The organism is uncultured Eubacterium sp., assembly GCF_934525195.1.
Lineage (GTDB): Bacteria > Bacillota > Clostridia > Oscillospirales > Acutalibacteraceae > Eubacterium_R.
This window is the reverse complement of record NZ_CAKSZA010000009.1, coordinates 1-25,520: the sequence shown is the minus strand read 5'-3', so window position 1 is coordinate 25,520 and position 25,520 is coordinate 1. Positions and strand designations below refer to the sequence as shown.

The following is a 25,520-nucleotide window of genomic DNA, read 5'->3' as shown; positions in this document are numbered from 1 at the left end:
GATGAAAGACAAGGCATAATTTACAGGGCAGGCTTACCGCCTTCACTGTAAATTTAACGCAGTATTTCGCTGTTTATTTGATTTTTGAGCATTTATTTTTTATGTAGTGTGCCCCAAGGAATGCCTTGAATTTGAGAAACAATTATCTCCTTGAGAACTGTAGGAGCGTTTAGAAAACAGTCCGGTGGACTGTTTTTAGCTCCGCCGCAGCAACTGCGTTGCGAGGACCCACAGGAAGCAAGAGATTAAATACACATATAAAAACAACAACGCTCCCAAACAGGAAGCGTTGGTTGATAATTTTGTACCGATTATCTCTTGCTGAACTGTGGTGCACGACGAGCAGCCTTGAGACCCGGCTTCTTTCTTTCCTTCATACGTGGGTCACGAGTGAGGAAGCCTGCCTTCTTAAGAGCAGGACGAAGTGACTCGTCATACTGAAGAAGAGCTCTTGAAAGGCCGTGACGAATTGCGCCTGCCTGACCTGAAACACCACCACCGTTTACACGGCAAACGATGTCGAACTTCTCAGTTGTTTCTGTGAGTGCGAGAGGCTGACGAACGATAAGCTTGAGTGTGTCAAGACCAAAGTAATCGTCAATATCTCTATCGTTGATTGTGATTTTACCTGTACCTGCATATACACGTACACGAGCAACAGACTCCTTGCGTCTGCCTGTTCCATAGAAATAAGGATTTGATTCGTACATAATCTATATACCTCCCTTATAATTCGTAAGCAACAGGCTTCTGAGCCTCATGCTTGTGGTCTGCGTTCTTGTAAATTCTGCATCTTGTGAGTTGCTTTCTGCCAAGAGTTGTGTCAGGGATCATACCCTTAACAGCGAGCTGCATAGCAAAATCGCTCTTTTCCTTCATAAGAGTGCCGTACTTAACATCCTTGAGGTTTCCGATGTAACCTGAATGATGATAATAATGCTTCTTGTTGAGTTTGTCGCCTGTAAGAACAGCCTTGTCTGTGTTGATAATGATTACGAAATCACCGCAGTCTACATTTGGCATAAAAATTGGCTTGTGCTTGCCTCTGAGGAGAGTAGCAGCTTCAGCAGCTACACGACCAAGTGGCTTATCAGCAGCATCAATAACATACCATGCGCGTTCGATTTCGTCAGCTTTTGGCATAAATGTTGACATAATCTATATCCTCCAAAATTTTTCTAATCTTTTTGATTGCCTGCATATCTTACCACAAAGCAAAAAAATAGTCAACACCTAAATTAAAATAATTTGTTGTTGCTCTTGTTTTCTTTCTTTTGCTCTTGTTTTCTATGCAAAATCTAATTTATTATTTATCGAAATCAGCACATAGCCCCTTGCATATATACATTATATATAGCCAAAACCGTTGCAAATTCAAAAAAGTTTAAAGTAATTCCTAAAAACCTATTGACATAGTAGGCATTGTGTGATATTATGAGGTCACAACAAAAACCAAAACGAGATTTAGCAATCGGCTTTCACCCGGGCGACAATCCCGAAAAAATGAAAGAAGGACACAGATATGGCACTATATCACTCAGTAGCCGAAACAATCGGCAACACTCCGCTCGTAAAAATCAGCAATTTTGAAAAGGCATACGGTCTTGAAGCAAATGTGTATGCAAAGCTTGAATACTTCAATCCGGCAGGTTCTGTAAAAGACCGAGTTGCAAAGGCAATCATTGACGATGCGGTTGCAACAGGAAAGCTAAAAGAGGGCGCAACAATTATTGAACCGACATCGGGAAATACAGGAATCGGCATTGCATCATACGCTGCCGCAAAAGGATTTAAAGTTATCATCACAATGCCTGAATCAATGAGCGTTGAAAGACGAAATTTGATGAAAGCCTACGGCGCTGAACTTGTGCTAACAGACGCTTCACTTGGTATGAAAGGAGCAATCGCAAAAGCCGAAGAATTGCAAAAAGAAACGCCGAATTCAATCGTTGCGGGTCAATTTGTGAACCCTGTTAACCCAAGAGCTCACTACGAAACCACAGGTCCTGAAATTTGGAACGACCTTGACGGCAAGGTTGACATCTTCATTGCTGGCGTCGGCACAGGAGGAACTGTATCGGGTACAGGCAAATACCTCAAAGAGAAAAATCCAAATGTTCAAGTTATTGCTCTTGAGCCTGAAACATCACCTGTTCTCACAACAGGCAAAGGCGGTGCTCACAAAATCCAAGGCATCGGCGCAGGTTTTGTTCCCGACACTCTTGATACAAAAATCTATGATGAAGTAATCACCGTACCAAACGAAGCGGCGTTTGAATTCGGTGCAAAGTTCCCGTCACTCGAGGGTGCATTGGTCGGAATCAGCTCGGGTGCGGCACTTTGGGCAGCCGTTCAAGTTGCCAACCGTCCTGAAAACAAAGACAAAAACATTGTAGTTATTCTTCCCGATTCAGGCGACAGATATCTTTCAACCCCAATGCTTGCAAAATAATCAAGACACAAATACGATAGAGGCTCTCCTCTATCGTATTTTTTCTTTTTTAAGTCATAATAAATTTATACAATTATTAATATTTTTTCATTGAACTATGCAAATCAATGTTATATAATATTCATAATTATTTATTAAGCCACGGGGCAAATAAATCCTTTGATTTATACATAATATATTATATATCATTGCACAGAGGTTAAATATGAAATATAAATTGAGAAAAGACCCTATAAGCGAAATACCGAAAGGTCAACTGATATTTTGGATTATAGTCAGAATAACAATGATTGTGTGTGCAACATACAGCTTTGTTACAGGCGATGTGGTAATGGGATTTGAAAGCATTTTTTGTTTCATTTTTTCATATCTTTGGGATATGTTCCAAATTTTCGGTCACACAAGCTTTATCATCGAAGTTCCGCCGCTATCCCAAACTATGCTGAATTTAATTATTTTTGTCGGCATTTTGTTCGGCTCGTATTTTAAACTGTTTGACAAAATCAGTTGGTTCGACAATTTTATGCACATTTTGAGCGGTGTTGTTTGCGCTGTGTTCGGCTATGACTTTGCCGTGATAATTCAGCGCAAAAAAGGTCAATGTGCCGCAACACTCGCCGCACTGTTCAGCATAACTTTTGCGCTGTCAATCGCAGTCGGTTGGGAGTTCTACGAATTTTTGATGGACACCCTCCACGGCACAAATCTTCAGCTTGCAAAATACGGCTCCGAAACAGCACAAATTGACATTTCAAAATACCACAACGAATACGGATATTTGGGACTTGTGGACACAATGACCGATATGATGATGAACTCAATCGGCGGAATTTTTGGAATGATATTTATGATAATTCTGCGTAACAAAAAGAAGAAAAGCAAATGAAATCAGCCGAAAAAAAACAGGAATTAAAAAGAATAATCACGGAGCACGGCAAGGTTGCTGTTGCATTTTCATCGGGTGTTGACAGCACGCTTTTGCTAAAGGAGTGTGCCGACACGCTCGGAGCGGAAAATGTTGTTGCAATCACGGCGTGCTCTCTTGCGTTTCCAAAGCGAGAGCAAAGCGAATCAACGGAGTTTTGCAAATCGGAGGGGATAAAACAAATTTGTTTTGACATCAATCCGCTTGAAATTCCGAGTTTTTGCACCAATCCGCCCGACAGGTGCTACATATGCAAAAAGGCGATTTTCACAGAGATTTGCAGAATTGCCGATGAGCAAAAATGCGACTGTGTTTTTGAGGGTTCAAACCTTGATGACGACAACGACTATCGTCCCGGTATGATGGCAATCAAAGAACTTGGCGTTATCAGTCCGCTGAGGAAAGCAGAGTTGACCAAGACGGAAATCAGACTTTTATCGGAGAATTTGAATCTCAAAACAGCAAGCAAGCCATCCTTTGCCTGCCTTGCGACAAGGCTTGAATACGGCGACACAATAACGGAAGAAAAGCTGAAAATGATTGACCATGCCGAACAAATGCTAATTGACCTCGGGATAAAGCAAGTGCGTGTGAGATTGCACGGCAAAACCGCAAGAATAGAGGTTGAACGAGAACAAATGCAAGCCGTTCTTGACAATGCCGACAAAATCACAACCGCTTTTCAAAACTACGGATTTGACTACACGGCGCTCGACCTCAACGGCTACAAAACAGGCAATATGAACAAATCAATACAATATTAAAAACAGCTTATACCTCAAAGCGGTATAAGCTGTTTTTTACTATCCGATTAAATGCTTGTACGCAGCTGTGACAAAGCCTCTAAACAACGGATGCGGTTTGTTTGGGCGTGACTTAAATTCAGGGTGGAACTGACACGCAACGAACCACGGATGTTCCGGAATTTCTATCATTTCAACAATATGATTGTTCGGGCTTGTACCCGCAAAAATCATACCGTGGCTGAGGAGTGCATCACGGAACTTGTTGTTAACCTCATATCTGTGACGATGACGCTCCCAAATTTCGTCTGCGTCATACAATTCATACGACTTTGAGTCAGGATTGAGCACACAAGGATATTTGCCGAGTCGAAGCGTTCCGCCGAGGTCGGTCAGATTTTTCTTTTCGGGAAGAAAATCAATAACGGGATACCTTGTATCGGAATCAATTTCGGTAGAGTTTGCACCGTCAAGTCCAACGACATTTCTCGCAAATTCAATAATCGCAATTTGCATACCGAGACAAATTCCAAGATACGGAATGTTGTGAGTTCTTGCATAATTGCAAGCAAGAATTTTGCCCTCAATGCCACGACTTCCGAACCCTCCCGGCACAAGAATACCGTCAACGCCTTTAAAAACTTCATCAAGGTTAACGCCGTCTGCCTCAAGGCTTTCGGAATCAATCCAATCAATATCAACCGCACTTCTTGTAGCAATTCCGCCGTGTTTGAGCGCCTCGTTTACGCTGATATATGAGTCGTGAAGTTCAACATATTTGCCGACCATTGCAATTTTTACCGTCTGTTTTGGATTGCGAAGTGCAAAAAGCATTTCCTCCCAATCGCTCAAATCTTGATTCGGTGCGTCAATGCCGAGTTTACGCAAAACGACTTCATCCATCTTTTGTTCTTTGAGCATCATTGGAACGGCATAGAGAATATCGCAATTATTGTTTTCAATAACGCAATCTTCGCCGACATTGCAAAACAGCGAGATTTTCCGTTTGATCTCCTCTGTAAGCGGATGTTCCGTTCTGCACACAATAATATCAGGCTGAATACCGATTGACAGCAACTCCTTAACCGAGTGTTGAGTCGGCTTGCTTTTGAGTTCGTCCGAAGCGGCAAGATACGGCACAAGAGTTACATGAATGAACAAGCAGTTTTCCCTGCCGTAATCACACGAAAACTGACGAATCGCCTCCAAAAACGGCTGACTCTCAATATCGCCGATTGTTCCGCCGATTTCCACAAGGCAAACATCAGCACCCGTGTCCTCGTTGCGGCGGATATAATTCTTAATTTCATTGGTTATGTGGGGAATGATTTGGATTGTTTGTCCGCCGTAAACTCCCCTTCTTTCATCAGAAATAACTTTCCAATAAACCTTGCCCGAAGTGAGATTTGAATTTTGAGATAAACTCTCGTCAATAAATCTCTCATAATGTCCGAGGTCAAGATCGGTTTCGGCACCGTCATCGGTTACAAAAACTTCGCCGTGCTGAACAGGATTCATTGTGCCGGGGTCAACATTGAGATAAGGATCGAGCTTTTGAGCCGTCACCTTAAGTCCCCTTGACTTGAGAAGTCTGCCGAGGGATGCCGCAGTTATCCCTTTGCCGAGTCCCGAAACAACACCGCCTGTGATGAATATGTATTTTGGCTTTTTCATAATTTGTCCTCCTATAAAAATCTATAAAAAAGACGGCAATACACCCTTTGGGGTGTACAACCGTCATTGATTGTTGTGCGACCCCCTGTATTTATTTATCGTTACAAGTGAGTCTGATTCCGAGTTCTTTAAGCACCTTTTCGTCAACAGCCGAAACCATAACAGAGCAATGCATTTCGCTGTGCTTCAGCTTGCCAATCTGTGCAAGTGCCAGCTTTGCATTGTCATCGGTAACAGCCGAAATCGCAAGGGCGATAAGAATTTCGTTTATGTGCAACTGTGGATTTTTCGCTCCAAGATGCTGTGTTTTTAAGTTTTCGATAGGTTTGATAACCTCAGGGTCAATCAAGGTCACATCGTCCATCTGTGCAAGTGCCTTTAGTGCATTCAATATTGTTGCACTCAGGCAACCCATAATCGGTGAAGTTTTGCCCGTGATGATTGTGCCGTCAGGCAATTCAACAGCCGCCGCAGGAGCATTTGTTTTTTCGGAAAGTTCTTCCGCAAACTTAACGCACTTTCTGTCATTTACATCAAGGAGAGCGTTGTTGAGCAAAAGCTCCAATTTATATATCTCGCTGTCGTTCTTTGCGCCACGCTTTTTGTTACGCTTTGCATTAAAGTATCTGCGAATAATCTCGTTATTCGATGCCTCGCAAACCGCATCATTGTCGATAATGCAGTTGCCTGCCATATTTACGCCCATATCCGTAGGTGACTTGTACGGACACTTGCCGTAAATCTTGTCAAAAGTTGCCTTGAGCACAGGGAAGATTTCCACATCACGGTTATAGTTAACGGTGGTTTCGCCGTAGGCTTCAAGGTGCCACGGGTCAATCATATTGACATCGTTTAGATCGGCGGTTGCGGCTTCGTATGCAATGTTAACCGGATGATTGAGCGGAATATTCCAAATCGGGAAAGTTTCGAACTTTGCATATCCTGCTTTTACGCCACGCTTGTTTTCGTGATAAAGCTGTGAAAGGCAGGTCGCCATTTTTCCGCTGCCCGGACCCGGTGCGGTGATAACAACAAGTTCCCTTTGAGTTTCGATATAATCATTTTTGCCGTAGCCCTCATCCGACACAATTTTTGAAATATTGTTTGGATAGCCGTCAATCAAATAATGATGATAGGTCTTGATACCTGCATTTTTCAGTTTTTCCTCAAACGCCAAAACTTTTGGAGTTGCGGTATACTTTGTGAGGCAAACCGAGCCGACAAACAATCCCTTGCTTTCAAAAGCGTCAATGAGTCTAAACACATCAACATCATAAGTGATGCCCAGGTCGCCCCTGATTTTATTTTTTTCTATATCAACCGAGCTGATGACAACAACAACCTCTGCCTCATCTTTAAGCTGAAGAAGCATTTGAAGTTTGCTGTCAGGCAAAAATCCCGGCAAAACTCTGCTTGCGTGATAATCATCGAACAACTTTCCGCCGAATTCGAGATAAAGTTTTCCGCCGAATTCCGAAATTCGTTCCTTTATTCTGCTTGATTGCATAGACAAATATTTGTCGTTATCAAATCCTATTTTATACATTCCTGCTATTGTCCCCTCTTATGAACATTTTAAAAAAAGAAAAGACAGATGCACAAAACACCTGTCTGTACTTACCTATTATAAAGTATGGAGAGGAACTTTTCAATAGGTTAATTAAAAAAATTTAAAATTTTTGTAAGGCGAACACAGTTCGCCCCTACGGTATATATGTTATTTTGTTTTTTCTTTTCCTTTAAGGAATGGGCGAAGCGGTTTGTAAATCAACGCAGAAATCGCAACGCTGATTAAACCCTTGATGAATGTAAACGGCACGTTATAAATCAAAATTGCCATTTCAATGCTGTTAACCTTAAAGAGTGCCTGATAAACGCCGAGCACAGCCTCTTTTGGCATAAAGTTGTAATAGAACGGATAAACAATAAAGAGATTTGACGGATAGCTGACAACCGCCATAATGAGTGCACCGATTACGCCGCCCCAGATTGCACTTTTCTTTGTCTTATGTTTTTGATAAATCAAGCCCGCAGTAAGAGTGAAAACCGCGCCCAAAATAAAGTTTGATAACTCGCCTACATATCCGCTTCTGCTGGCTGCAAGGTGGATTACGTTCTTTACAAGTTCAATGAGCACGCCGGCAATCGGACCATATGCAAACGCACCGAGAAGTGCAGGCAAATCCGAAAAGTCAAGTGCAATGAAATTTACGGGACTTGGAATTTCCAAATACTGAAGTGCTGTTGCAACAGCCGCCAACACGCCACATCCGACAATGAGATGCGTTTTGTTCACCTTTGAATTTTTGTTTTGATTGATGATGTTTTCCTTTGACATAGTCGTTCCTTTCCTGCCCGGGATGGCATAAGAAAAACCCTAACATAAATATGTTAGGGCGAAAGACAAATCCGATACTTGCGCACTCATCAATGCGCAAATATTATTAAGATTTTATATTTCTTTCATCCGGACTTTAACCGTCGGTTTCGGAATTGCACCGAATCAGCTGTCTTGCGACAGGTCGTGGACTATACCACCGGTGAGGAATCGCACCTCGCCCCGAAATATTTTGTATAACTATAATAATACCGTCTGTGCAGTTTGTCAAGAAAAATTATTTTCCAAAAACTATGCCGTATAAATCGGTGAGGTGACGGCAAGAAGTTTTTTCTCTCCGTCAACCTTGCCCCAAAGTTCGGCACGGTACCAATGATTATTCTTGAGATTGATATGAATATGTCGCTCGGACACAGCGGTTTCCATAATGCAGACACCGCCGTTTGTAATGAGTTTGATTGTTTGATACTCGACTTCTTCCGTGCCGGAATTTTTCTCTCTTGAATGGAGGTCAGTGAAGAAGCTGAAAACGCTGCTTCCTTTTTGGAGCGTTTCGCCGATTGTGTAGGTCACGCCTTTTTGGTGAACACGGAAGAAAAATTTTACACCCGTTGAAGCAACGCTTTTTCCCATACGCAAAGCCTTTAGTGCGTTGTGCTGATTAATTTCGCCGTCCACATCAAGATAGGTACAACCGAAGTGACCGCAGTTTTCGTCATTTTTCCAATCTCTGCCATAGGTACAGGCAATGTGACACCCCTTGTCAAGAAGTTTTGTCCACATAGCGAGTGCCTTATCATTTTCGGCATTTGCAAAGGTGAACGCACCGTGCCATACCTCAATAAAATCAATGTTGCGGTGATTGCGAAGATTAAATTTCCACGCACCGTTTTCGTCAAACGGATGAGATATTCCGACAACTGCGCCGTTGCCACGAAGTTCCTGAATCACGCTGTCGATGTTATCGGGAGTGGTGTTTGAAGTGTCAACCGCAGAGTCAACGCCGAGCGCAAGCAGGCTTCCGTAAGGCGTTGCACACTCCATACCTTTGATTGACGGAGTGACGGAATCATCAAGTTCCGCAAAACCGTCGGTTGTGTTTTTATCGGTAATTGCTATTAAAGCGAGGTGGTCGTCAGCCGATTTTTGCAAAAGTTCGCTGACAGAAAAATTGCCCTCACCGTGATTGCTGTGGCAATGAAGTTCGCATGGTAAATAGCTCATAAAAGTCATCCTTTAAATATTAATGTAAATATTATATCACTATATAAACAGATATTCTATTGATAAACTTCAACAAATATTATATAATATTCTTGGTGATAACTATGAAATTAAATCTCAAAAAATGGATGGCAGACTTTGACAACAACGAAAATTTGTTTGAGTTGACTATCCCCGGCAGTCACGACTGCGTCACTCAATTCGTTCAATTTCCGCATCACTTTCAAACACAAAGTCAAAACATATACGAACAGCTGAACATCGGAATTCGTGCGCTTGACATCAGGGTTGAAAGCAAGGACGAACGACTGAAAATGGTGCACGGAATAGTCAAGGCATTTTGCACAGCAAACCGTTCGGGCGGTCAAATGGACCTTGAAAATGTGCTTGACCATTGCTACAAATTCTTGGAGGAAAATCCGAGTGAAGCCATTGTTTTTCAGTTCAAAAACGACAGCAACCGAGAAAACGAAAAGTGTTTTGACAACCTCTTTTACACCTATATAAAAGGCAATGAGGACAGGTGGTTCACCGAAAATCGTGTGCCCGACCTCGGAGAAGCAAGGGGCAAAATTGTGCTCATTCGCAGGTGCAAAATGAGGACAGACAACAAGGAATTCACCGATGATAACACGGGAATTGACTTTTCTCGCTGGGTTGAGCAAAGGACGGCAGAGCCTCACGCACTCACGCTTGAAACAAAAGGCAAGGACAATGCCGTATTTATCATTCAAGACAGATTCAAATACAAGCCTGTTGAACGCTGGAACGAGTGCCTAAAGCCTTTTTTGGACAGTATGAGCGAGTTTGACGGCAGATACATAATCAACTACACATCAACCGCAGGCGGTTCAAAAGGTCCGAGAAAGAACTCGAAAATTATCAACGAGTATTTTATGGGTTATCCGCTTGACAAATCGAAATACTACGGCACGATCTATCTTGATTTTCCGTTCCCGGAACTAACAGGAAAAATCATTTTACACAACTACAAATTGTGAAGGCTGCCGATAAAGCTCCTGAAACACGCCAAATATATTTAACCGATTTGCCTCCTCTTATTTATAAGGGGAGGTGGCAACACGAAGTGTTGACGGTGGGGTTTTAAAAATGCTGTAAGTATCGAACTTACAGCATTTTTGGCGTTTTTCGTTTTTTGCTCGGGGGCGGTACCTATGTACAGCTCCCACTCGCAAGAAAACGAAATTCAGAAACTTTCTCAACAGCCTACATCGTGTCAAAAACACTTTTTCGACACGCTTGTTTTTATTCAGCCTTTAAAGTACTTTACCGCAAAGATTGACAAGCCGAGGATGACAAGGATTGCACCTGTTATACGATTGAGGGTTGTCGGTTTTGCCTTGTTTGCAAAATATGCCGCAACCTGTGCAAAAACAAGGGTGCTGACAATGCAAACAACAAGTGCGAGCATATCGGGCTTTCCGCCGATTGCAAAGTGGCTCACCGAACCCGTGAGGGCTGTTGCACTCATAATGAAAACGCTTGTGCCGACCGCTGTTTTAAGTTCATAACCGAGCACGGAAGTGAGCACCAAAAGCATCATCATTCCGCCGCCTGCACCGATAAATCCACAGATGAAGCCGACCATCACTCCGCAAAGCGCAGAACGGATTGCCTTTTGCTTATCCGTTGCCGATTTGAGTCTTTGCTTCGGCTCAACAACAGGCTTAACAATAAACTTGACGCCGAGCAAAAAGGTCATAAACACGGAGAAATTGCCCATTGTTGTCTTCGGCACAATGCTTGCAACATAACTGCCGACCATTGTGAAGCAGAGCACGGAAATCATCATTATAATTCCGTTTTTAATATCGAGATTTTTATTTTTTCCATATGTATAAGCCGACACGGCACTTGCCAAAACATCGCTTGCAAGAGCAATTCCGACAGCCATATACGAGTCCATATCTAAAAAAGTTATAAGTACAGGGCTGATAACCGCCGCCGCACTCATACCCGCAAAGCCTGTGCCGAGTCCTGCACCCAATCCGGCTATGATACAAATCAAAATTTTGAGCATTTTGTCATACCTCCCAAAAAATATAAAAGGTATTATATTACAACAAAATACATTAATCAACAAAAAAATGTTAACATTACTTCTATATATTGTTAATTTGGTATTGTATTATCCCTATATTTTATTCCTATATTGATTTATTATAAGTTATATGTTATAATTTATAGGTTAAAAACGCATTAAGAGGTTGAACATGCAGAAGTATCAGCTTGAAATAAACAATATCTTTGTTGAAAAAGGAAAACTGAATATCGAAGCAACCGCAAGATTTGAAATCAATCCGCTTGCAACCGTGCCAAAAATCAGACTGCTGTTTTGCGGACAGGGGCAGACAAGGCGCTTCCCTTTGCCTGTGCAGGAATGCACAAAAGAAAACGGCATTTGCACAGCCAAAGCGCAGTACAGCTACAATCTCTACTATCTGTTCTACGAGCAAACATTGACAGAGCCTGCTGTGCTCACCTTTGATTTGGCATACGGTGCAGACGAATACGAAGCGGTCGAATTCTCTTTTTGCGAACAGGACAACGAACATATCAAAATTGACGGCAACCGTGTTGTGATTGATAACAAAATCAAATATCACAAGCAACATTTCGGCTTGCAGGATTTGACAAAGCGTTCAACATACACAATCACGCTCAAAAAGCCGATTGTGAAGCTTCTCAATATTTACTACAAGAAATATTGGAAAATGCCTGTCAAAATGAACCGTGTCACCTTTATTTCGGGCAGACGCTCGGAGCTTACGGGCAACGAAAAATTCGTGTACGACAAGCTAAAGGACATCACGGGAATTGATTTTCAATTTTTGATGTTCAGCAGTGCCAAGGGGCATTATAATATCGAAAACATCAAAAGATTTTTTGAACTGTACACCACTTCACGGGTTGTGATTGTTGATGACTATTTCAGGATGCTCAACATTGTGCCGAAAAAAGACGATGTAAAGCTGTTCCAACTTTGGCACGCCTGCGGTGCATTCAAGACCTTTGGGTTTACCCGAATCGGCAAAGACGGCGGTCCTCGCCAATGGGCGAAAAATCACAGAATGTACGATTACGCCGTGGTGAGTTCAAAGAACATTGCAAAGCACTATGCCGAGGGATTCGGTATTCCGGACAATTGCGTACTGCCAAGCGGTGTGCCGAGAACAGACATTTTCTGCGACAGCGAATACAAGGCTAAAGCACAGACGGCTTTTTACGAAAAGCACCCACAGTTGAGGGACAAAAAAATCATTCTCTTTGCTCCGACCTTTAGGGGCAAAGGACAGATGAGCGCATATTACCCGACCGACAAGTTCAACCCTAACGAAATTTGCTCGGAACTCGGAGATGACTACGCAATCATCATCAAGCTTCATCCGTTTTGCAAGGAGAAGTATGAGATTGACGAAAACCTCCGTGACCGCATAATCGACCTTTCGGAAGCAGACGAGTTGAACGACCTTTTGTTCGTCACCGACTTGCTGATAACCGATTATTCCAGCGTTGTGTTTGAAGCGTCACTTCTTGACATTCCGATGCTGTTCTACGCTTTCGACCTTGACGAATACATTGAAAACCGTGATTTCTACTACGATTTCAAGGAATTCATCCCGGGCAAAACGGTTGCAACTCAAGACGAAGTGATAACCGCCATTTGCAACAAGGATTTTGAGAGCGAAAAAGTTGAAAACTTCAAGCACAAATTCTTTGACGACATCGACGGCAAATCAAGCCAAAGAGTGGCAGACAAAATTTTATCATTACTTAATTTGGAGAATTAACATATGGCGTATAAATCAAAAACCGACCCTGCTTTGCAGGCACTTCAAACAGAAAACACTTCGACAGTCTTTTCTATCAAACGAAACATTTTGACTCATTTTCAGGATTTCACAAGAGATTTTCAGTCAAATATGCACCACAAGGGCTACCGCCGTTTTATGGACAAGCTGTTGGACAAGGACATTCCAAAAGCTTACAGAGAAGCGGCAAAGGCTCCTGTTGATGAAAAGAAAGTTATTTTTGTTGAAGTTAGACATCCACAGGTTACAAACAGTATGCAAGTTATGTTTGACGAGCTTGCAAACAACTACGACTACAACATCCACACTCACTTTTTGCTGACAAACGGCACAATCAGAGCCGATTTCAGAAAGCGTTGCCTTGATGCGGTCAAGGATATTGCAACAGCAAAATATGTGTTTATGAACGAGGCGTCCAACACAATGTCGGCAATGCCTCTCCGCCCCGAAACAAAGATTATTCAGCTTTGGCACGGTTGCGGTGCGTTCAAAAAATTCGGTTTTTCAACCGCAGATTTGATTTTCGGTGCATCAAAAGACGAACAGCTCAAGCACCCGTTCAACAAAAACTATTCACTTGTAACCGTAAGTTCTCCTGAAGTTATCTGGGCGTACAACGAAGCTATGAACATTGACGAGAGCAAAGGCATTGTTCAGGCAACAGGTTCAAGCCGTACCGACATTTTCTACAACAAGGAATTCCTCAAAGAAGCAAGAGAGCATGTGTACGAGCTTGTTCCGCAGGCAAAGGACAAAAAAATCATTCTTTACGCTCCTACATTCCGTGGCAGAGTTGCAAAGGCAGAAACACCCGATATGCTCAACATCAAAATGTTTTATGAGGCTCTCGGTGACGAATACGTGCTTCTCATCAAGCACCACCCTGTTGTTAAAAATCCTCCTGCTGTTCCGGAGGAATACAAGAATTTTGCAATGGATGTCGGCAATATTTTGAGCATTGAGGAACTCCTCTCAACGGCAGACATCTGCATTTCGGACTACTCATCTCTTGTATTTGAATACAGCCTTTTCGAAAAGCCACTCATTTTCTTTGCATATGATTTGGACGAATACTTTGACTGGAGAGGTTTCTATTACGATTACTACGAGCTTGCTCCGGGTCTTATCGCAAAAACAAACTTTGAGATGATTGACTACATCAAGCACATTGATGAACGCTTCGACAAAAAAGCAATTCAAGATTTCAGATACAAATTTATGCGTTCTTGTGACGGCCACGCAACACAAAGAATTATCGACACTGTTTTTGAAAATCCCGAAGCACACAGAAAAGAGTGCAAGAACTTTGAACACTTCTACACCGTGCCAAAGGTTGAAAGCAGCAAAACTCCGTATTTCAAGCGAGTTGAAAATGTCAAAAAGCAAAAGAAAAACGCAACAAAACTCTATGACGGCGCTAAAAACGGCGAACTCAAAAAAGGCAGTGTGATTGCACTCGACATCAAATCAAAAGAGTTCAAGACACTTGCAAAAGAAAGCGGCATAAAGCTTGTTAAATCAAGCAATCTTGACGAGGCAGTTCCTGTTATCGCACAAAGCGAATACATCATCATTGACAAGCCAAGCACCTTGCTTGACGGCATTGAACTTCGTGAGGAAACAAAGGTTGTCTATCTTCCTCCAAACGCATTTCCGCTCAACACCTTTGGTTGCGACACAAAGGGATACAGAAGCGGACTCCGCAGAGAAATCTATGAAACCGCACCGCTGTTCAAGAGCGTTTCTGCCGTTACTGCTCCGAGCGAAGCAACAGGCGAACTTTTCAAAAAAGAGTTCGGCAAGAATGTCGAAGTGCTCAACATCGGTGACATAAAGACCGACATTTTCTTTGACGAAGCAAACAAGGAAAAAATCCTTGACAAGATTTACGAAACCAATCCAAAACTCAATGGCAGAAAAATCATTGTTTACATCTCAACAAACGATGAAGCAATTGACGATTCGGCTATGTACGAATATCTTTACAAGGACTATGTGCTCCTCAAATGCTACACAAATCTCAACAATGCAACCGAAACATTGATTTACTATTCAGACAGCATTGTTGATGTGAGCGAAATGTTCAAGCCGTACGAACTTCTTTCAATCGCAGATATTGCAATCGGCAACATCAACGCTCCTGTTTTGTCGTTTATGTCAACGGGAAAGCCTGTATTCCTCTACACAAAGAACACCAACAAGGCAATTTTGGAAATGGAAACGCTTGTTGATGTCAAGGAGGACATCAAGCTTCCTATATACAACGACATTGAGGATGTAATAAAACAAATATTAAATATTGAAAACTACGATTATTCGGGTTATAATCAAACTAAGGACAAGTACCTTGCGAACTGCAACGGAAAGAGCCTTGAAAATTTGCTTAATCAATTAAAATAAATTAACAAAACAAATCTTAATTTAAGGAGATATTATTATGACATACGGTGTTATTCTTGCCGGCGGTATCGGCTCAAGAATGGGTGGCGACAAGCCAAAACAGTACCTTACCGTTAAAGGCAAGCCTATCATCATCTACACTATCGAAAAGTTTTTGGTAGTGCCTGAATTTGAAAAAGTTATCGTTCTTTGCCCAAAGCAATGGGTTGAGCACACAAAGAACCTCATCGAAAAGCACATTGCGCCTGCAAAGGACAGAGTTGCTGTTATTGAGGGCGGTGCAACAAGAAACGAAACTATTATGAACGCTGTCAAACTCATTGAATCGGAGGGCAACCTCAACGATGACACAATCATTGTTACTCACGATTCTGTTCGTCCGTTCGTAACACACAGAATTATTGAAGAAAACATCAAAGCTGCCGAGGAATTCGGCGCTTGCGACACAGTTGTTCCTGCAACCGACACAATCGTTGAAGCTGTTGACAACGCAACAATCTCAAGCATTCCTGACAGAAGCAAGATGTATCAGGGTCAAACCCCTCAATCATTCAAGGCTCTCAAACTCAAGAATATGTACGAAAGCCTTTCTGATGAAGAAAAGGACATCCTCACAGACGCAGCCAAAATCTTTGTTATCAAGGGTGAAAAAGTTGCACTTGTTCAGGGTGAAACATTCAATATGAAAATAACCTACCCTTATGATTTAAGGGTTGCAAAGTCTTTGCTGGAGGACGAAACCGATGATTAATACAATCTATCGCTTGGTAGCTCCAAGACGATTTGAAATTGCATTTGAGGACATCAATATGTTTGACGAAAATGCAATTGTAAGACCTACAAATCTTTCTATCTGCAATGCCGATATGAGATATTACCTCGGCACTCGTGATGCAAAAGTTCTTGCCGAAAAGCTCCCTATGGCACTTATCCACGAGGGTATCGGCGAGGTGCTCCACGACCCGTCAGGCAAGTTCAAAACGGGCGACCTTGTTGTTATGGTGCCTAACTGCCCTACCGAAAAGGACGACTACATTGCAGAAAACTACTTGCGTTCATCAAAATTCTGCGGTTCTTCTATGGACGGTTTTTTGCAGGAGTTTGTAGAAATTTCTCCAAACAGACTTGTAAAACTTCCGCAGGATATTGACAGAAATGTTGCGGCTTTCACCGAAATTATTTCTGTATCCGTGCACGCAATCACCCGATTTGACAAAATCGCACACGCACGCAGAGATGTCATCGGTGTTTGGGGTGACGGCAACCTCGGCTACATTACTTCATTGTTCTTGAAGTATATTTTCCCTGAATCAAAAATTGCTGTTTTCGGCACAAACAGAGAAAAGCTCAACGACTTCACCTTTGCGGATGAAACACATCTTGTAAACGAAGTGCCCGAAGGCTTCACAATGGATCACGCATTTGAATGTGTGGGCGGAAACGGCAGTCCTATCGCAATTGAGCAGATTATCGGACTCATCAAGCCTGAATCAACACTTTCTATTTTGGGCGTCAGCGAATATCCTGTGCCTATCAACACAAGAATGATTCTTGAAAAAGGCATCCGTATGTTCGGCACATCAAGAAGCGGTGTTGCCGACTTCCAAAAAACAGTTGATATGTATGTTAAACATCCTGAAATCATCGACTACCTCGGCAATCTTGTAAGCAGCGTAAATGTTGTGAGAACAACGACCGACATCAAGAATGCTTTTGAAAAGGACACCCAAAAATCATTCGGCAAAACCATTATGAAGTGGGAAGAATAGTGTGAAAAATCACACTATTCCGATTGTATGCCCTCAAAATTTGCCGATGGCATAATTTTGAGATGGCAAAATTTCCATTATACGCCTTCTCCGGCTACAGCAATGGCGTATGTGATTTTTAATGAACTATTTGTAGCCGGAAAGGCTATGGAAATCAAATGATATTTTTTGTACTCATTCTTCTGCTGTTGATTTTCAACAAAATGGAAATAAGCAAGTCGGGCGAATTCAACAAAGATTATATTTCGCCTGACGGCACGCTGGCAATCAAGGGCATATTTGTTGCACTCATTTTGTTGAGCCACGGCAAATCGTATCTTGAACTCGGCGGAGCATATGACGAACCGTATATTGCAATGCAAAACCACCTCAACCAAATGGTGGTGGCAATGTTTTTGTTCTACTCGGGATTCGGAATGATGGAAAGCTTGAAGAAAAAGCAATTTGCCTATGTCCAATCCATTGCAACAAAAAGGTTTCCTAACCTGCTGCTGAACTACGATTTGGCAGTTATGCTGTTTTTTATACTCGGATTTATAATCGGTCAACCTTACACAATAAAACAATTTCTGATCGCTTTGACATCTTGGGAAGGAATTGGCAATTCAAGTTGGTACATCTTTGCGATACTCGTGATGTACATCGCTGTTATGATTGCATTTTTGCCAAAGAAATTCAGTCAAAACAAAGTGCTCGAAATTGTGTCTATTGTCATTTTGACGGCACTCAGCATAGCTGTTGTGTGGGGATTGAAAAAAGTCGGACGACCGGGATATTGCTACAACACAATCATTCTTTTCCCACTCGGATTTTGGTACAGCTACTTCAAGAACACAATCGAAAAGCTGTTGATGAAAAACGACATCATCTATTCGTGCACATTGGCAGTTGTTGTGATTGCATACTTCCTTGCATATATGCACAGATGGGACAGATTCCTGATTTACGAAATTTGGGCAATGCTTTTCTGCACACTTGTAATATTGCTGACTATGAAAATATCTTTGCAAAACGAAGTTCTCAAGTTCCTCGGCAAGCATATTTTCAGCATCTATATTCTTCAAAGAATACCGATGATATTCCTTGACCACTACGGTGTGTCGGACAGACATAAATACGTTTTCCTCATTGCATCGTTTGCGCTGACAACAGCAATAGCAGTTGCGTTTGACTTTGTGACAGGCAAACTTTCATCGGCAATATGGAAGCCAAAAAAGAAATTGAATTAATCAACATGAAAAGAGGTGACTTACATCACCTCTTTTTTATATTTATTTCCCTTGTTGTCTTGGCAAAACAACCTTGACCTTGAACAAGTCGCCGTCGATATGGATTTCCATTCTGCCGTGCATTGCCTGACAGAGGTTGTCTGCAATCGAGAGTCCCAAACCATTACCCTCCTCGTTGCGTGACTTATCCCCACGAACAAAGCGTTCTTTCAGTTCATCTGCCGAAATATCAAGCTGTTGAGCCGAAACATTTTTGATTTCAAACACGGCGGTGTTGTTCTGCTCGTAAACATCCGCATAAACTCTTGAGCCCTTTGCCGAATACTTGCGTGCATTTGACAACAGGTTTTCAATAACTCTGTATGTCTTTTGACCGTCTGCTATTGCCGAAAGGCTCTTTTTGTCGCCCTTGAAGATGAGTTCAAGTCCGTTGTCGGCAAATTCTTGCTGATGTTCAACGACTGCCTGGGTTGCAAGCTCTCCCAAATCAAGCTGTACCAAATTGAGCTTTACCACTCCGCTGGTAATCTTTGACGCTTCCACAAGGTCGTCAATAAGTCGCTTCAGCCTGCCACCCTTTTCGTCAAGAACACCGATGTATTCCTGCGCTTTTTCGTCTTGAATATCGCAATGTTTCAAGAGGTCAACATAAGTGATAATTGATGTGAGCGGTGTTTTCAAATCGTGCGAAACATTTGTGATAAGTTCGCTTCTCATTCGCTCATCTTTAACAGCCTTGTCAACCGCACGGTTAAGTTCCTCGGCTGTGTATTTTTGTGCATCCACAAGCATCTTTAGGCTTTGCGGAAGTTTTTGGTAGTTAACTCTCGGCGGTCGTCTTTCGTTAAACGCCTTGATGATTTCGTCAAGGTCCATAACATATTTTACAATAAAGACAAGGCTTGCCACATTCAACCCAAACCAAACAAGGCAAAGGAGCCATCTCACTCCGCCCTCATCACAAAACCACACAAAGAACATCAACAGCAAATTGACAACACCGTAGCCGATGAGATATGCCATTAATTGCTTTTTAAAGACATCAGGACGGTATTTTAAGAACGCAATGCCTTTCTTTGCAGGTTTTGCAACAACCGTCTTAAAGAGCCATACAAAGCATTTTATCAGCATATAAACAAGTGTGTTTTTGAAAAATCCGCTATGAGTCTTTACCTGTCTTGCCACCGATGTGAGCCACTCGCTCATAACAAGGAAGATTGCAAAAGCAAGGGCACAAACAAGAGGCATGAACATATTTGCGTTTACAATGCTGATAGTCACATCAGCTATATCATTGTAAATATCCGCCTCGGAAAACAGGATTTTAGCATAACAATAAAGTGAATTAACCAACAGGAAAAATCCGCCTGCAACAAGTCCGCCGCTTACAAGAAAATGCAAATCGTTTGGCACTTTGTCGATTTTGGAAGTTTTGTATTCACTGCCTTTTCTGCCTGCAAGCACGCAGTTCCAAACAAGGAGCAACAGCAAAAGTATGATGCAGGCAACGCTCACGGCAAAGTTTTTCATCGGATTATGATTGACTTTGTCAAAATTTTCCTGAATTTTGGAATAGCTATCATTCTTTGCCTTGCTCATATCAATTTGAAAATAAGCCTGCTTTGTATTATTGGTGTAAAAATCATCATAAACATTGCAAAGCGAATAAAATCTGTTTCTGCCCAAATTGTCCTCGCCAAGCCAAAAGCCTTTATCTGCCGTTGCACTATTTTTGAATGCGTTTACATCATCAACATTTGTGTAAACGACACCGTCTTTTGATTCAATGTAAAATTGCAAAACATCCGAAACTTCGGTTTGAGTGAGATAAGGTCCGAATTCTTTGGTTACTTCGTTATCAAACTTTTTTTCAAGGTATTTTTGTGCCTGTTCGCTTGAACATGATAACGGAACAGTACAGGTAAACCAAAAATACCTTCCGGCTGAAATTTCTTCCGAGTAATCCTTTTGAAAGTAGAAAACATCGCGTCCGAACTCATCATATTCATGTTGAATGTTATATAGCGATGATGCATCGTCATAATCAACACCGTCGTCATCATCATAACCATCGTAATCAGTATACTCATCATTATACGACTTTAGCAACGCTTGACTGTTTGCATCATAAAAACTTTTTGATTCAAGGTATTTTGCAAGCATACCGTCAATGAATTCCGTTTTCTTTTTTTCTATCTGCTTTTGCATATAGTTTCGATTTGACCAAGCAAGCACAGAATTAACATCTGTTCTAAAATCATTTTCAAATCCGTTTGTGTCATAAACGGTGAGGTCATTGCTCAGGCAATCGTCAAAGCCAAACAGATACGCCGATTTGACAAACTCGATTCCGTTGAGCATACCCACGACAACAAAAATCAATGCAAGCAAAAACGAAATGACTCTTGATGCCTTTTGAATTTTAATATTTTTCAATTTTGTATCCAAGTCCATACACCACCTTTAGATATTTAGGGTCTTTGGGGTTAATTTCGATTTTTTCTCGGATATTTCGTATATGTACAGTTACGGTTTTTTCAATGCCGAACGAAGCCTCGTTCCACACAGCCTCATAAATCTGCGAAGAAGAAAGAACAACATTCATATTCTGCATAAGATATTCAAGAATTCTGTATTCACGGGCTGTGAGGTGAACCTCCTCGCCGTCAACGGTCACACGCTTTGACTTTGTGTCGAGCACAAGACCGCCCGTGATGAGCTGACTGTCGGTTTTCACCATCGAGCCGAGAGTTGAATAGCGTCTGATTTGGCTTTTCACCCTCGCCACAAGTTCAAGCGGGTTGAACGGCTTTGTAACATAATCATCGGCACCGAATGAAAGTCCCGTGATTTTGTCCGTGTCCTCGCTCTTGGCAGAAAGAAGAATAATAGGAAAATTCTTGTTTTCTCTGATTTTGAGCATAGCGTTTAAGCCGTCAATCTTGGGCATCATAATATCAAGGATGAGGCAATGCACTTCGTTATTTTCCGCAGCCCTGATACATTCCTCGCCGTCAGAAGCGGTGAGAACATTGTAACCCTCGTTTTCAAGATAAATCTTAATTGAATTTTGAATTGCGATGTCGTCATCGCATACTAAAACCGTGTACATATATTTCCCCTCCGGTGATTTTATTAAACCATACCGAATTTAATAATTGAACAAGAAAAAGTAAAGAACTGTCAAAGAATAGAATTTACTTTTTTGATTTGATGTAGTGATACTTTTTGTTTTGAGTGAAAATGAATACTGCCGACATCACGAGCGCAAAAGCCTCTGCAACCGTGATTGAAAGCCAAATTGCCTGCTTGCCGAACAACAGCGGCAAAGCAAAAATACAAACGATTTGGAACAAAAGCGTTCTCAAAAACGATATTGCCGCACTGACAAGTCCGTTATTGAGCGCCGTGAAAAATGCCGAAGCGTAAATGTTATAACCGACAATCAAGTATGAAGTTGCAAACAATCTGAACGCCATAACCGTGAGGTCAAATAGTACATTGTCGTAGCCGACATAAATGCTTGCAATAGGTCCTGCGAGGAACACGGAAGCAACCGTGATTATGCCCGAAAATACGAACAGCGTCAACAGGCTTTTTCCGAATATATTTTGAAGTTCCTTGTAGTTCTTTGAGCCGTAATTGTAGCCGACAATCGGTGACGAGCCAATCGAATAGCCGATGAACACCGATGTGAACAGGAAGTTGATATACATAATTGTGCCGTATGTGGCAACGCCGTCCTCGCCGTAATACTTCATAAGTTGAAGATTGTACATCATATTCACAAGGTTGACGGATATATTTGTCATAAGTTCCGATGAGCCGTTACCGCAAGTTTTGAGTAGTGCTCTGCCGTCAAACTTTGTTTTGCAAAGACGGAGCGAACTTGAATTTTTGCTGATGAAATAAACAAGCGGAGCAAAACCGCCGATGCTCTCACCCGTTACGGTTGCGACTGCTGCGCCGACAAGTCCCCATTTGAAAATGCCGACAAAAAGGAAGTCCAAAACAATATTTGTAACCCCTGCAATGATTGTTATTGCAAGTCCGATTTGCGGCTTGCCTGCGGTGACCATAAAACTTTGGAACATAACCTGAAGCATAAACGGAATGGAGCTGATTGAAATAATTCTACCGTACAATATGCAATATTCAATCATATTTTCGTCAGCGCCGAGAACTTTTGCGATTTGTGGCATAAAGATTTCTGCAAGGACAAAAATAACCGAACCGCAAATAAGGGTGATATAAACAAGCATAGAAAAGACTTCGTTTGCCTTTTTCTCTTTACCCTCGCCGAGCAGTTTGGAAACAATCGCATTTCCGCCTGTGCCGAACATAAAACCGATTCCGCCGAGCAACATCAAAAACGGCATAATAAGATTTACTGCCGCAAACTGCGTTTTGCCCGCATAGTTTGACACAAAGTAGCCGTCAACAACATTATAAATGCTTGAAAAAATCATCATAACGATTGACGGAATCGTAAACTGAATTAGCTTTTTAAAATTAAAATGGTCTGATATTTGTACTTTCATTTTCCCTCTCCGATTTGATTTTACTCAATGACTATACCATATATATGCAGATTTGACAACCGTGAATGTAAAAACCGCAAAAACAAAAAATCACCCGCAGCATTTCTACCACGGGTGCAATAAATTACTTTACTTTGTTGCTTCAACAATGCCCTCTGCAAGTCCGGCAAGAGATTGAATTTCCGACGGGATAATAATCTTTGTTGCCTGACCGTCAGCAGCCTTTGCAAACGCTTCAAGTGCTTTAAGTTTCAGCACAGCCTCATTGGCATTAGCCTCGTTGAGTAGCTTGATTGCCTCTGCGCTTGCCTGTTGAACAGTTGCAATAGCCTGTGCCTCACCCTCTGCTTCTCTGATTTTTGCTTCCTTGACAGCCTCCGCACGAAGAATAGCCGACTGCTTTTCTGCCTCTGCTTCAAGGATTTTTGATTCTTTATGACCTTCTGCCACAAGAATTCTTGATTGCTTTTCGCCCTCTGCACGGAGAATAGCCTCACGGCGCTCACGCTCTGCCTTCATCTGCTTTTCCATAGCGTCCTGAATCTCACGAGGAGGGATGATGTTTTTAAGTTCAACTCTGTTAACCTTGATACCCCACGGGTCGGTTGCTTCATCAAGGATTACACGAATTTTTGCATTGATTGTGTCACGGGATGTGAGGGTTGAGTCGAGTTCAAGCTCACCGATGATGTTACGGAGTGTTGTTGCCGAAAGATTTTCAATAGCGGAAATCGGGCTTTCAACACCGTAGCAATAAAGTTTTGGATCGGTGATTTGATAGAACACAACCGTGTCAATCTGCATAGTAACATTATCTTTTGTAATTACAGGCTGTGGCTTGAAGTCAACAACCTGCTCTTTAAGCGACACAATCTTTGCAATTCTGTCGATAAACGGAACTTTCACATGAAGTCCTGTTTGCCAAGTTGTAAAGTAAGTGCCGAGTCTTTCAATAACATAAGCCTTTGATTGCGGAACAACTCTGATGTTTGCAAAAACGAGAGCCAACAAAGCAATCACAATAATACCGATAACAATAGCCACTTTCATAATCTTCTCCTTTAAATAAATCTATTATATGCTAATTTTGTTTAACTATTAATTTTACGCCGTCAATTTTTTCAACAGCAACGAGGCTGTTTGGCGGAAGAATTTTGTCATCACAACTTCGGGCTGTCCAAACTTTACCGTCAATTTTCACGGTTCCGGTCTGTGCAATGTTGTTGATTTCCTCAACAACCACGGCAGTCTGCCCGATTACTCGGTCTGCATTTGTCGGCTGAACCTGTGTTTTCAGTTTTTTGCGAACAAGTGGTCTTGTCACCAAAAGTGCAAGCACGCTGACCGCAATGCAAATGATAACTTGAAGGTAAATCGGAGCGCCCAAAAGAGCCGCCACAAGACCTGCAACCGAGCCGATAACAAACCAAATCGACACAAGCTGAACAGTTACTGCCTCCAAAACACCGAAGCCAACTATTGCCACCGCCCAAATAATATACATCATTGAATCAGACACATCTTTCACCTCCATAATAAATTACATATGCTTTGTTCCATATGTTGTGCACATTATACCATATTTCGGTGATATTTTCAATATGTTGTGAATAGTATGAATGAGATTTACAATCTGTTCATAATCCGATACTACAGGAATAACACAAATATTTTTGACATACAACCTATTGTGGTTAATTTTTGACAATTTACATATAAAAAAGAAGCCATCCGATACGGATGACTTCCCAGACTGTCGATAAAGCTCCTGAAACACGCCAAAATATAATTAACCGAATTATGCCTCCCATTTTTTAAAAGGGGAGGTGGCAACACGAAGTGTTGACGGTGGGGTTTTAAAAATGCCGTAGGTATCGGACCTACGGCATTTTTGGCGTTTTTCGTTTTTTGCTCAGTCGAGGTACCATCGTACATCTTCCTTCGCAAGAAAACGAAATTCAGAAACTTTCTCAACAGCCTACAGCGTGTCAAAAAATACTTTTTCGACACGCTGAAAAAAGAAGCCATCCAATATGGATGGCTTCCTAAATTATGGATTAAGTTTAAACTAAAATTACTTAAGTTCAACTGTTGCGCCTGCTGCTGTGAGAGCTTCCTTAAGAGCTTCAGCGTCAGCTGTTGGCATTGCTTCCTTAACTGTTGAAGGAGCGCCGTCAACGATTTCCTTAGCTTCCTTAAGACCAAGACCTGTTGCTTCACGAACTGCCTTGATAACCTGAATCTTGTTTGCGCCTACTTCTGTAAGAACAACATCGAATTCTGACTTAGCTTCAGCTGCTGCTGCGCCGCCTTCTGCCGGAGCTGCTGCTACTGCTACTGCTGCTGCAGTTACGCCGAATGTTTCCTCGATTGTTTCTTTGAGTTCTTTAAG

22 protein-coding genes and 1 riboswitch are annotated in these 25,520 nt (G+C 41.9%); of the genes, 9 read left to right on the top strand and 13 right to left on the bottom strand.

Going from position 1 to position 25,520, the window contains the following annotated elements; all coding sequences use genetic code 11:
- Positions 1-311: 311 nt before the first annotated feature.
- Both rpsI and rplM read right to left on the bottom strand, forming a co-directional pair.
- Entirely contained in the window at positions 312-710 is a 399-nt protein-coding gene (rpsI, locus tag Q0E03_RS08540; RefSeq protein WP_078767836.1) for a 30S ribosomal protein S9, read from the bottom strand.
- A gap of 16 nt (positions 711-726) precedes the next feature.
- Positions 727-1,155: a 50S ribosomal protein L13 gene (gene rplM / locus Q0E03_RS08535; RefSeq protein WP_297131692.1), complete on the bottom strand. Its 429-nt coding sequence runs from the start codon at positions 1,153-1,155 to the stop codon at positions 727-729.
- A gap of 367 nt (positions 1,156-1,522) precedes the next feature.
- Between rplM and cysK the strand changes: the two genes are divergently transcribed.
- The 3 genes from cysK (at position 1,523) to larE (ending at position 4,141) form a co-directional block, all read left to right on the top strand.
- Entirely contained in the window at positions 1,523-2,452 is a 930-nt protein-coding gene (gene cysK, locus Q0E03_RS08530) for a cysteine synthase A (protein ID WP_297131690.1), read from the top strand.
- A 205-nt stretch (positions 2,453-2,657) separates the two neighbouring features.
- Positions 2,658-3,338 (top strand): hypothetical protein, encoded by a 681-nt coding sequence (locus Q0E03_RS08525; protein ID WP_297131687.1) that lies wholly within the window; start codon positions 2,658-2,660, stop codon positions 3,336-3,338.
- Complete coding sequence (gene larE, locus Q0E03_RS08520) at positions 3,335-4,141, top strand: ATP-dependent sacrificial sulfur transferase LarE (RefSeq protein ID WP_297131684.1); 807 nt, start codon at positions 3,335-3,337, stop codon at positions 4,139-4,141. The genes Q0E03_RS08525 and larE overlap by 4 nt, the downstream gene beginning before the upstream one ends.
- Before the next feature lie 39 nt (positions 4,142-4,180).
- Here the strand turns inward: larE and Q0E03_RS08515 are convergent, their stop codons facing one another.
- From Q0E03_RS08515 to Q0E03_RS08500, 4 genes are all read right to left on the bottom strand, one after another.
- Positions 4,181-5,794: a CTP synthase gene (locus tag Q0E03_RS08515; protein ID WP_297131681.1), complete on the bottom strand. Its 1,614-nt coding sequence runs from the start codon at positions 5,792-5,794 to the stop codon at positions 4,181-4,183.
- A gap of 91 nt (positions 5,795-5,885) precedes the next feature.
- Positions 5,886-7,340 carry a DUF1846 domain-containing protein gene (locus Q0E03_RS08510; protein WP_297131678.1) on the bottom strand — a complete coding sequence of 485 codons (1,455 nt, stop codon included), beginning with the start codon at positions 7,338-7,340 and terminating at the stop codon, positions 5,886-5,888.
- Positions 7,341-7,511: 171 nt separating this feature from the next.
- Positions 7,512-8,132 carry an ECF transporter S component gene (locus Q0E03_RS08505; RefSeq protein ID WP_297131674.1) on the bottom strand — a complete coding sequence of 207 codons (621 nt, stop codon included), beginning with the start codon at positions 8,130-8,132 and terminating at the stop codon, positions 7,512-7,514.
- 113 nt (positions 8,133-8,245) lie between these two features.
- A riboswitch (FMN riboswitch) is annotated at positions 8,246-8,366 on the bottom strand.
- A gap of 57 nt (positions 8,367-8,423) precedes the next feature.
- The gene (locus Q0E03_RS08500) at positions 8,424-9,356 is read right to left on the bottom strand and encodes a CehA/McbA family metallohydrolase (RefSeq protein ID WP_297131671.1); all 933 of its coding nucleotides are present in this window, start codon (positions 9,354-9,356) and stop codon (positions 8,424-8,426) included.
- A 104-nt stretch (positions 9,357-9,460) separates the two neighbouring features.
- On the opposite strand from Q0E03_RS08500, the gene Q0E03_RS08495 reads away from it, so the two are divergent.
- Positions 9,461-10,357 (top strand): phosphatidylinositol-specific phospholipase C domain-containing protein, encoded by an 897-nt coding sequence (locus Q0E03_RS08495; protein WP_297131668.1) that lies wholly within the window; start codon positions 9,461-9,463, stop codon positions 10,355-10,357.
- A gap of 269 nt (positions 10,358-10,626) precedes the next feature.
- On the opposite strand, the gene Q0E03_RS08490 is transcribed toward Q0E03_RS08495, so the two are convergent.
- A complete protein-coding gene (locus Q0E03_RS08490) occupies positions 10,627-11,397 on the bottom strand; it encodes a sulfite exporter TauE/SafE family protein (protein WP_297131665.1) in 771 nt (256 codons plus the stop codon).
- Between the two features lie 193 nt (positions 11,398-11,590).
- Here Q0E03_RS08490 and Q0E03_RS08485 point away from each other — a divergent pair, with 193 nt between their 5' ends.
- From Q0E03_RS08485 to Q0E03_RS08465, 5 genes are all read left to right on the top strand, one after another.
- Complete coding sequence (locus Q0E03_RS08485; RefSeq protein ID WP_297131663.1) at positions 11,591-13,168, top strand: CDP-glycerol glycerophosphotransferase family protein; 1,578 nt, start codon at positions 11,591-11,593, stop codon at positions 13,166-13,168.
- Positions 13,169-13,171: 3 nt separating this feature from the next.
- Positions 13,172-15,589: a CDP-glycerol glycerophosphotransferase family protein gene (locus tag Q0E03_RS08480; RefSeq protein ID WP_297131660.1), complete on the top strand. Its 2,418-nt coding sequence runs from the start codon at positions 13,172-13,174 to the stop codon at positions 15,587-15,589.
- A 37-nt stretch (positions 15,590-15,626) separates the two neighbouring features.
- Positions 15,627-16,340 carry a 2-C-methyl-D-erythritol 4-phosphate cytidylyltransferase gene (gene ispD, locus Q0E03_RS08475; protein ID WP_297131657.1) on the top strand — a complete coding sequence of 238 codons (714 nt, stop codon included), beginning with the start codon at positions 15,627-15,629 and terminating at the stop codon, positions 16,338-16,340.
- On the top strand, positions 16,333-17,358 hold the full coding sequence (locus Q0E03_RS08470; RefSeq protein ID WP_297131654.1) for an alcohol dehydrogenase catalytic domain-containing protein: 1,026 nt from the start codon (positions 16,333-16,335) through the stop codon (positions 17,356-17,358). Before ispD ends, Q0E03_RS08470 begins: the two co-directional genes overlap by 8 nt.
- A 158-nt stretch (positions 17,359-17,516) precedes the next feature.
- Complete coding sequence (locus Q0E03_RS08465; RefSeq protein WP_297131651.1) at positions 17,517-18,587, top strand: acyltransferase; 1,071 nt, start codon at positions 17,517-17,519, stop codon at positions 18,585-18,587.
- A gap of 42 nt (positions 18,588-18,629) precedes the next feature.
- Here Q0E03_RS08465 and Q0E03_RS08460 read toward each other — a convergent pair whose 3' ends face one another.
- The 6 genes from Q0E03_RS08460 to rplL all read right to left on the bottom strand — a co-directional run.
- Positions 18,630-21,041 carry a sensor histidine kinase KdpD gene (locus Q0E03_RS08460; RefSeq protein ID WP_297131648.1) on the bottom strand — a complete coding sequence of 804 codons (2,412 nt, stop codon included), beginning with the start codon at positions 21,039-21,041 and terminating at the stop codon, positions 18,630-18,632.
- Positions 21,010-21,699 (bottom strand): response regulator transcription factor, encoded by a 690-nt coding sequence (locus Q0E03_RS08455; RefSeq protein WP_297131646.1) that lies wholly within the window; start codon positions 21,697-21,699, stop codon positions 21,010-21,012. Before Q0E03_RS08455 ends, Q0E03_RS08460 begins: the two co-directional genes overlap by 32 nt.
- Before the next feature lie 85 nt (positions 21,700-21,784).
- Positions 21,785-23,128 carry an MATE family efflux transporter gene (locus Q0E03_RS08450; protein WP_297131642.1) on the bottom strand — a complete coding sequence of 448 codons (1,344 nt, stop codon included), beginning with the start codon at positions 23,126-23,128 and terminating at the stop codon, positions 21,785-21,787.
- A 129-nt stretch (positions 23,129-23,257) separates the two neighbouring features.
- A complete protein-coding gene (locus tag Q0E03_RS08445; RefSeq protein ID WP_297131638.1) occupies positions 23,258-24,178 on the bottom strand; it encodes an SPFH domain-containing protein in 921 nt (306 codons plus the stop codon).
- Positions 24,179-24,209: 31 nt separating this feature from the next.
- Complete coding sequence (locus tag Q0E03_RS08440) at positions 24,210-24,647, bottom strand: NfeD family protein (protein WP_297131636.1); 438 nt, start codon at positions 24,645-24,647, stop codon at positions 24,210-24,212.
- 555 nt (positions 24,648-25,202) lie between these two features.
- Positions 25,203-25,520 (bottom strand): 50S ribosomal protein L7/L12 (gene rplL / locus Q0E03_RS08435; protein ID WP_297131633.1); only part of this gene is annotated, 318 nt, incomplete at its 5' end.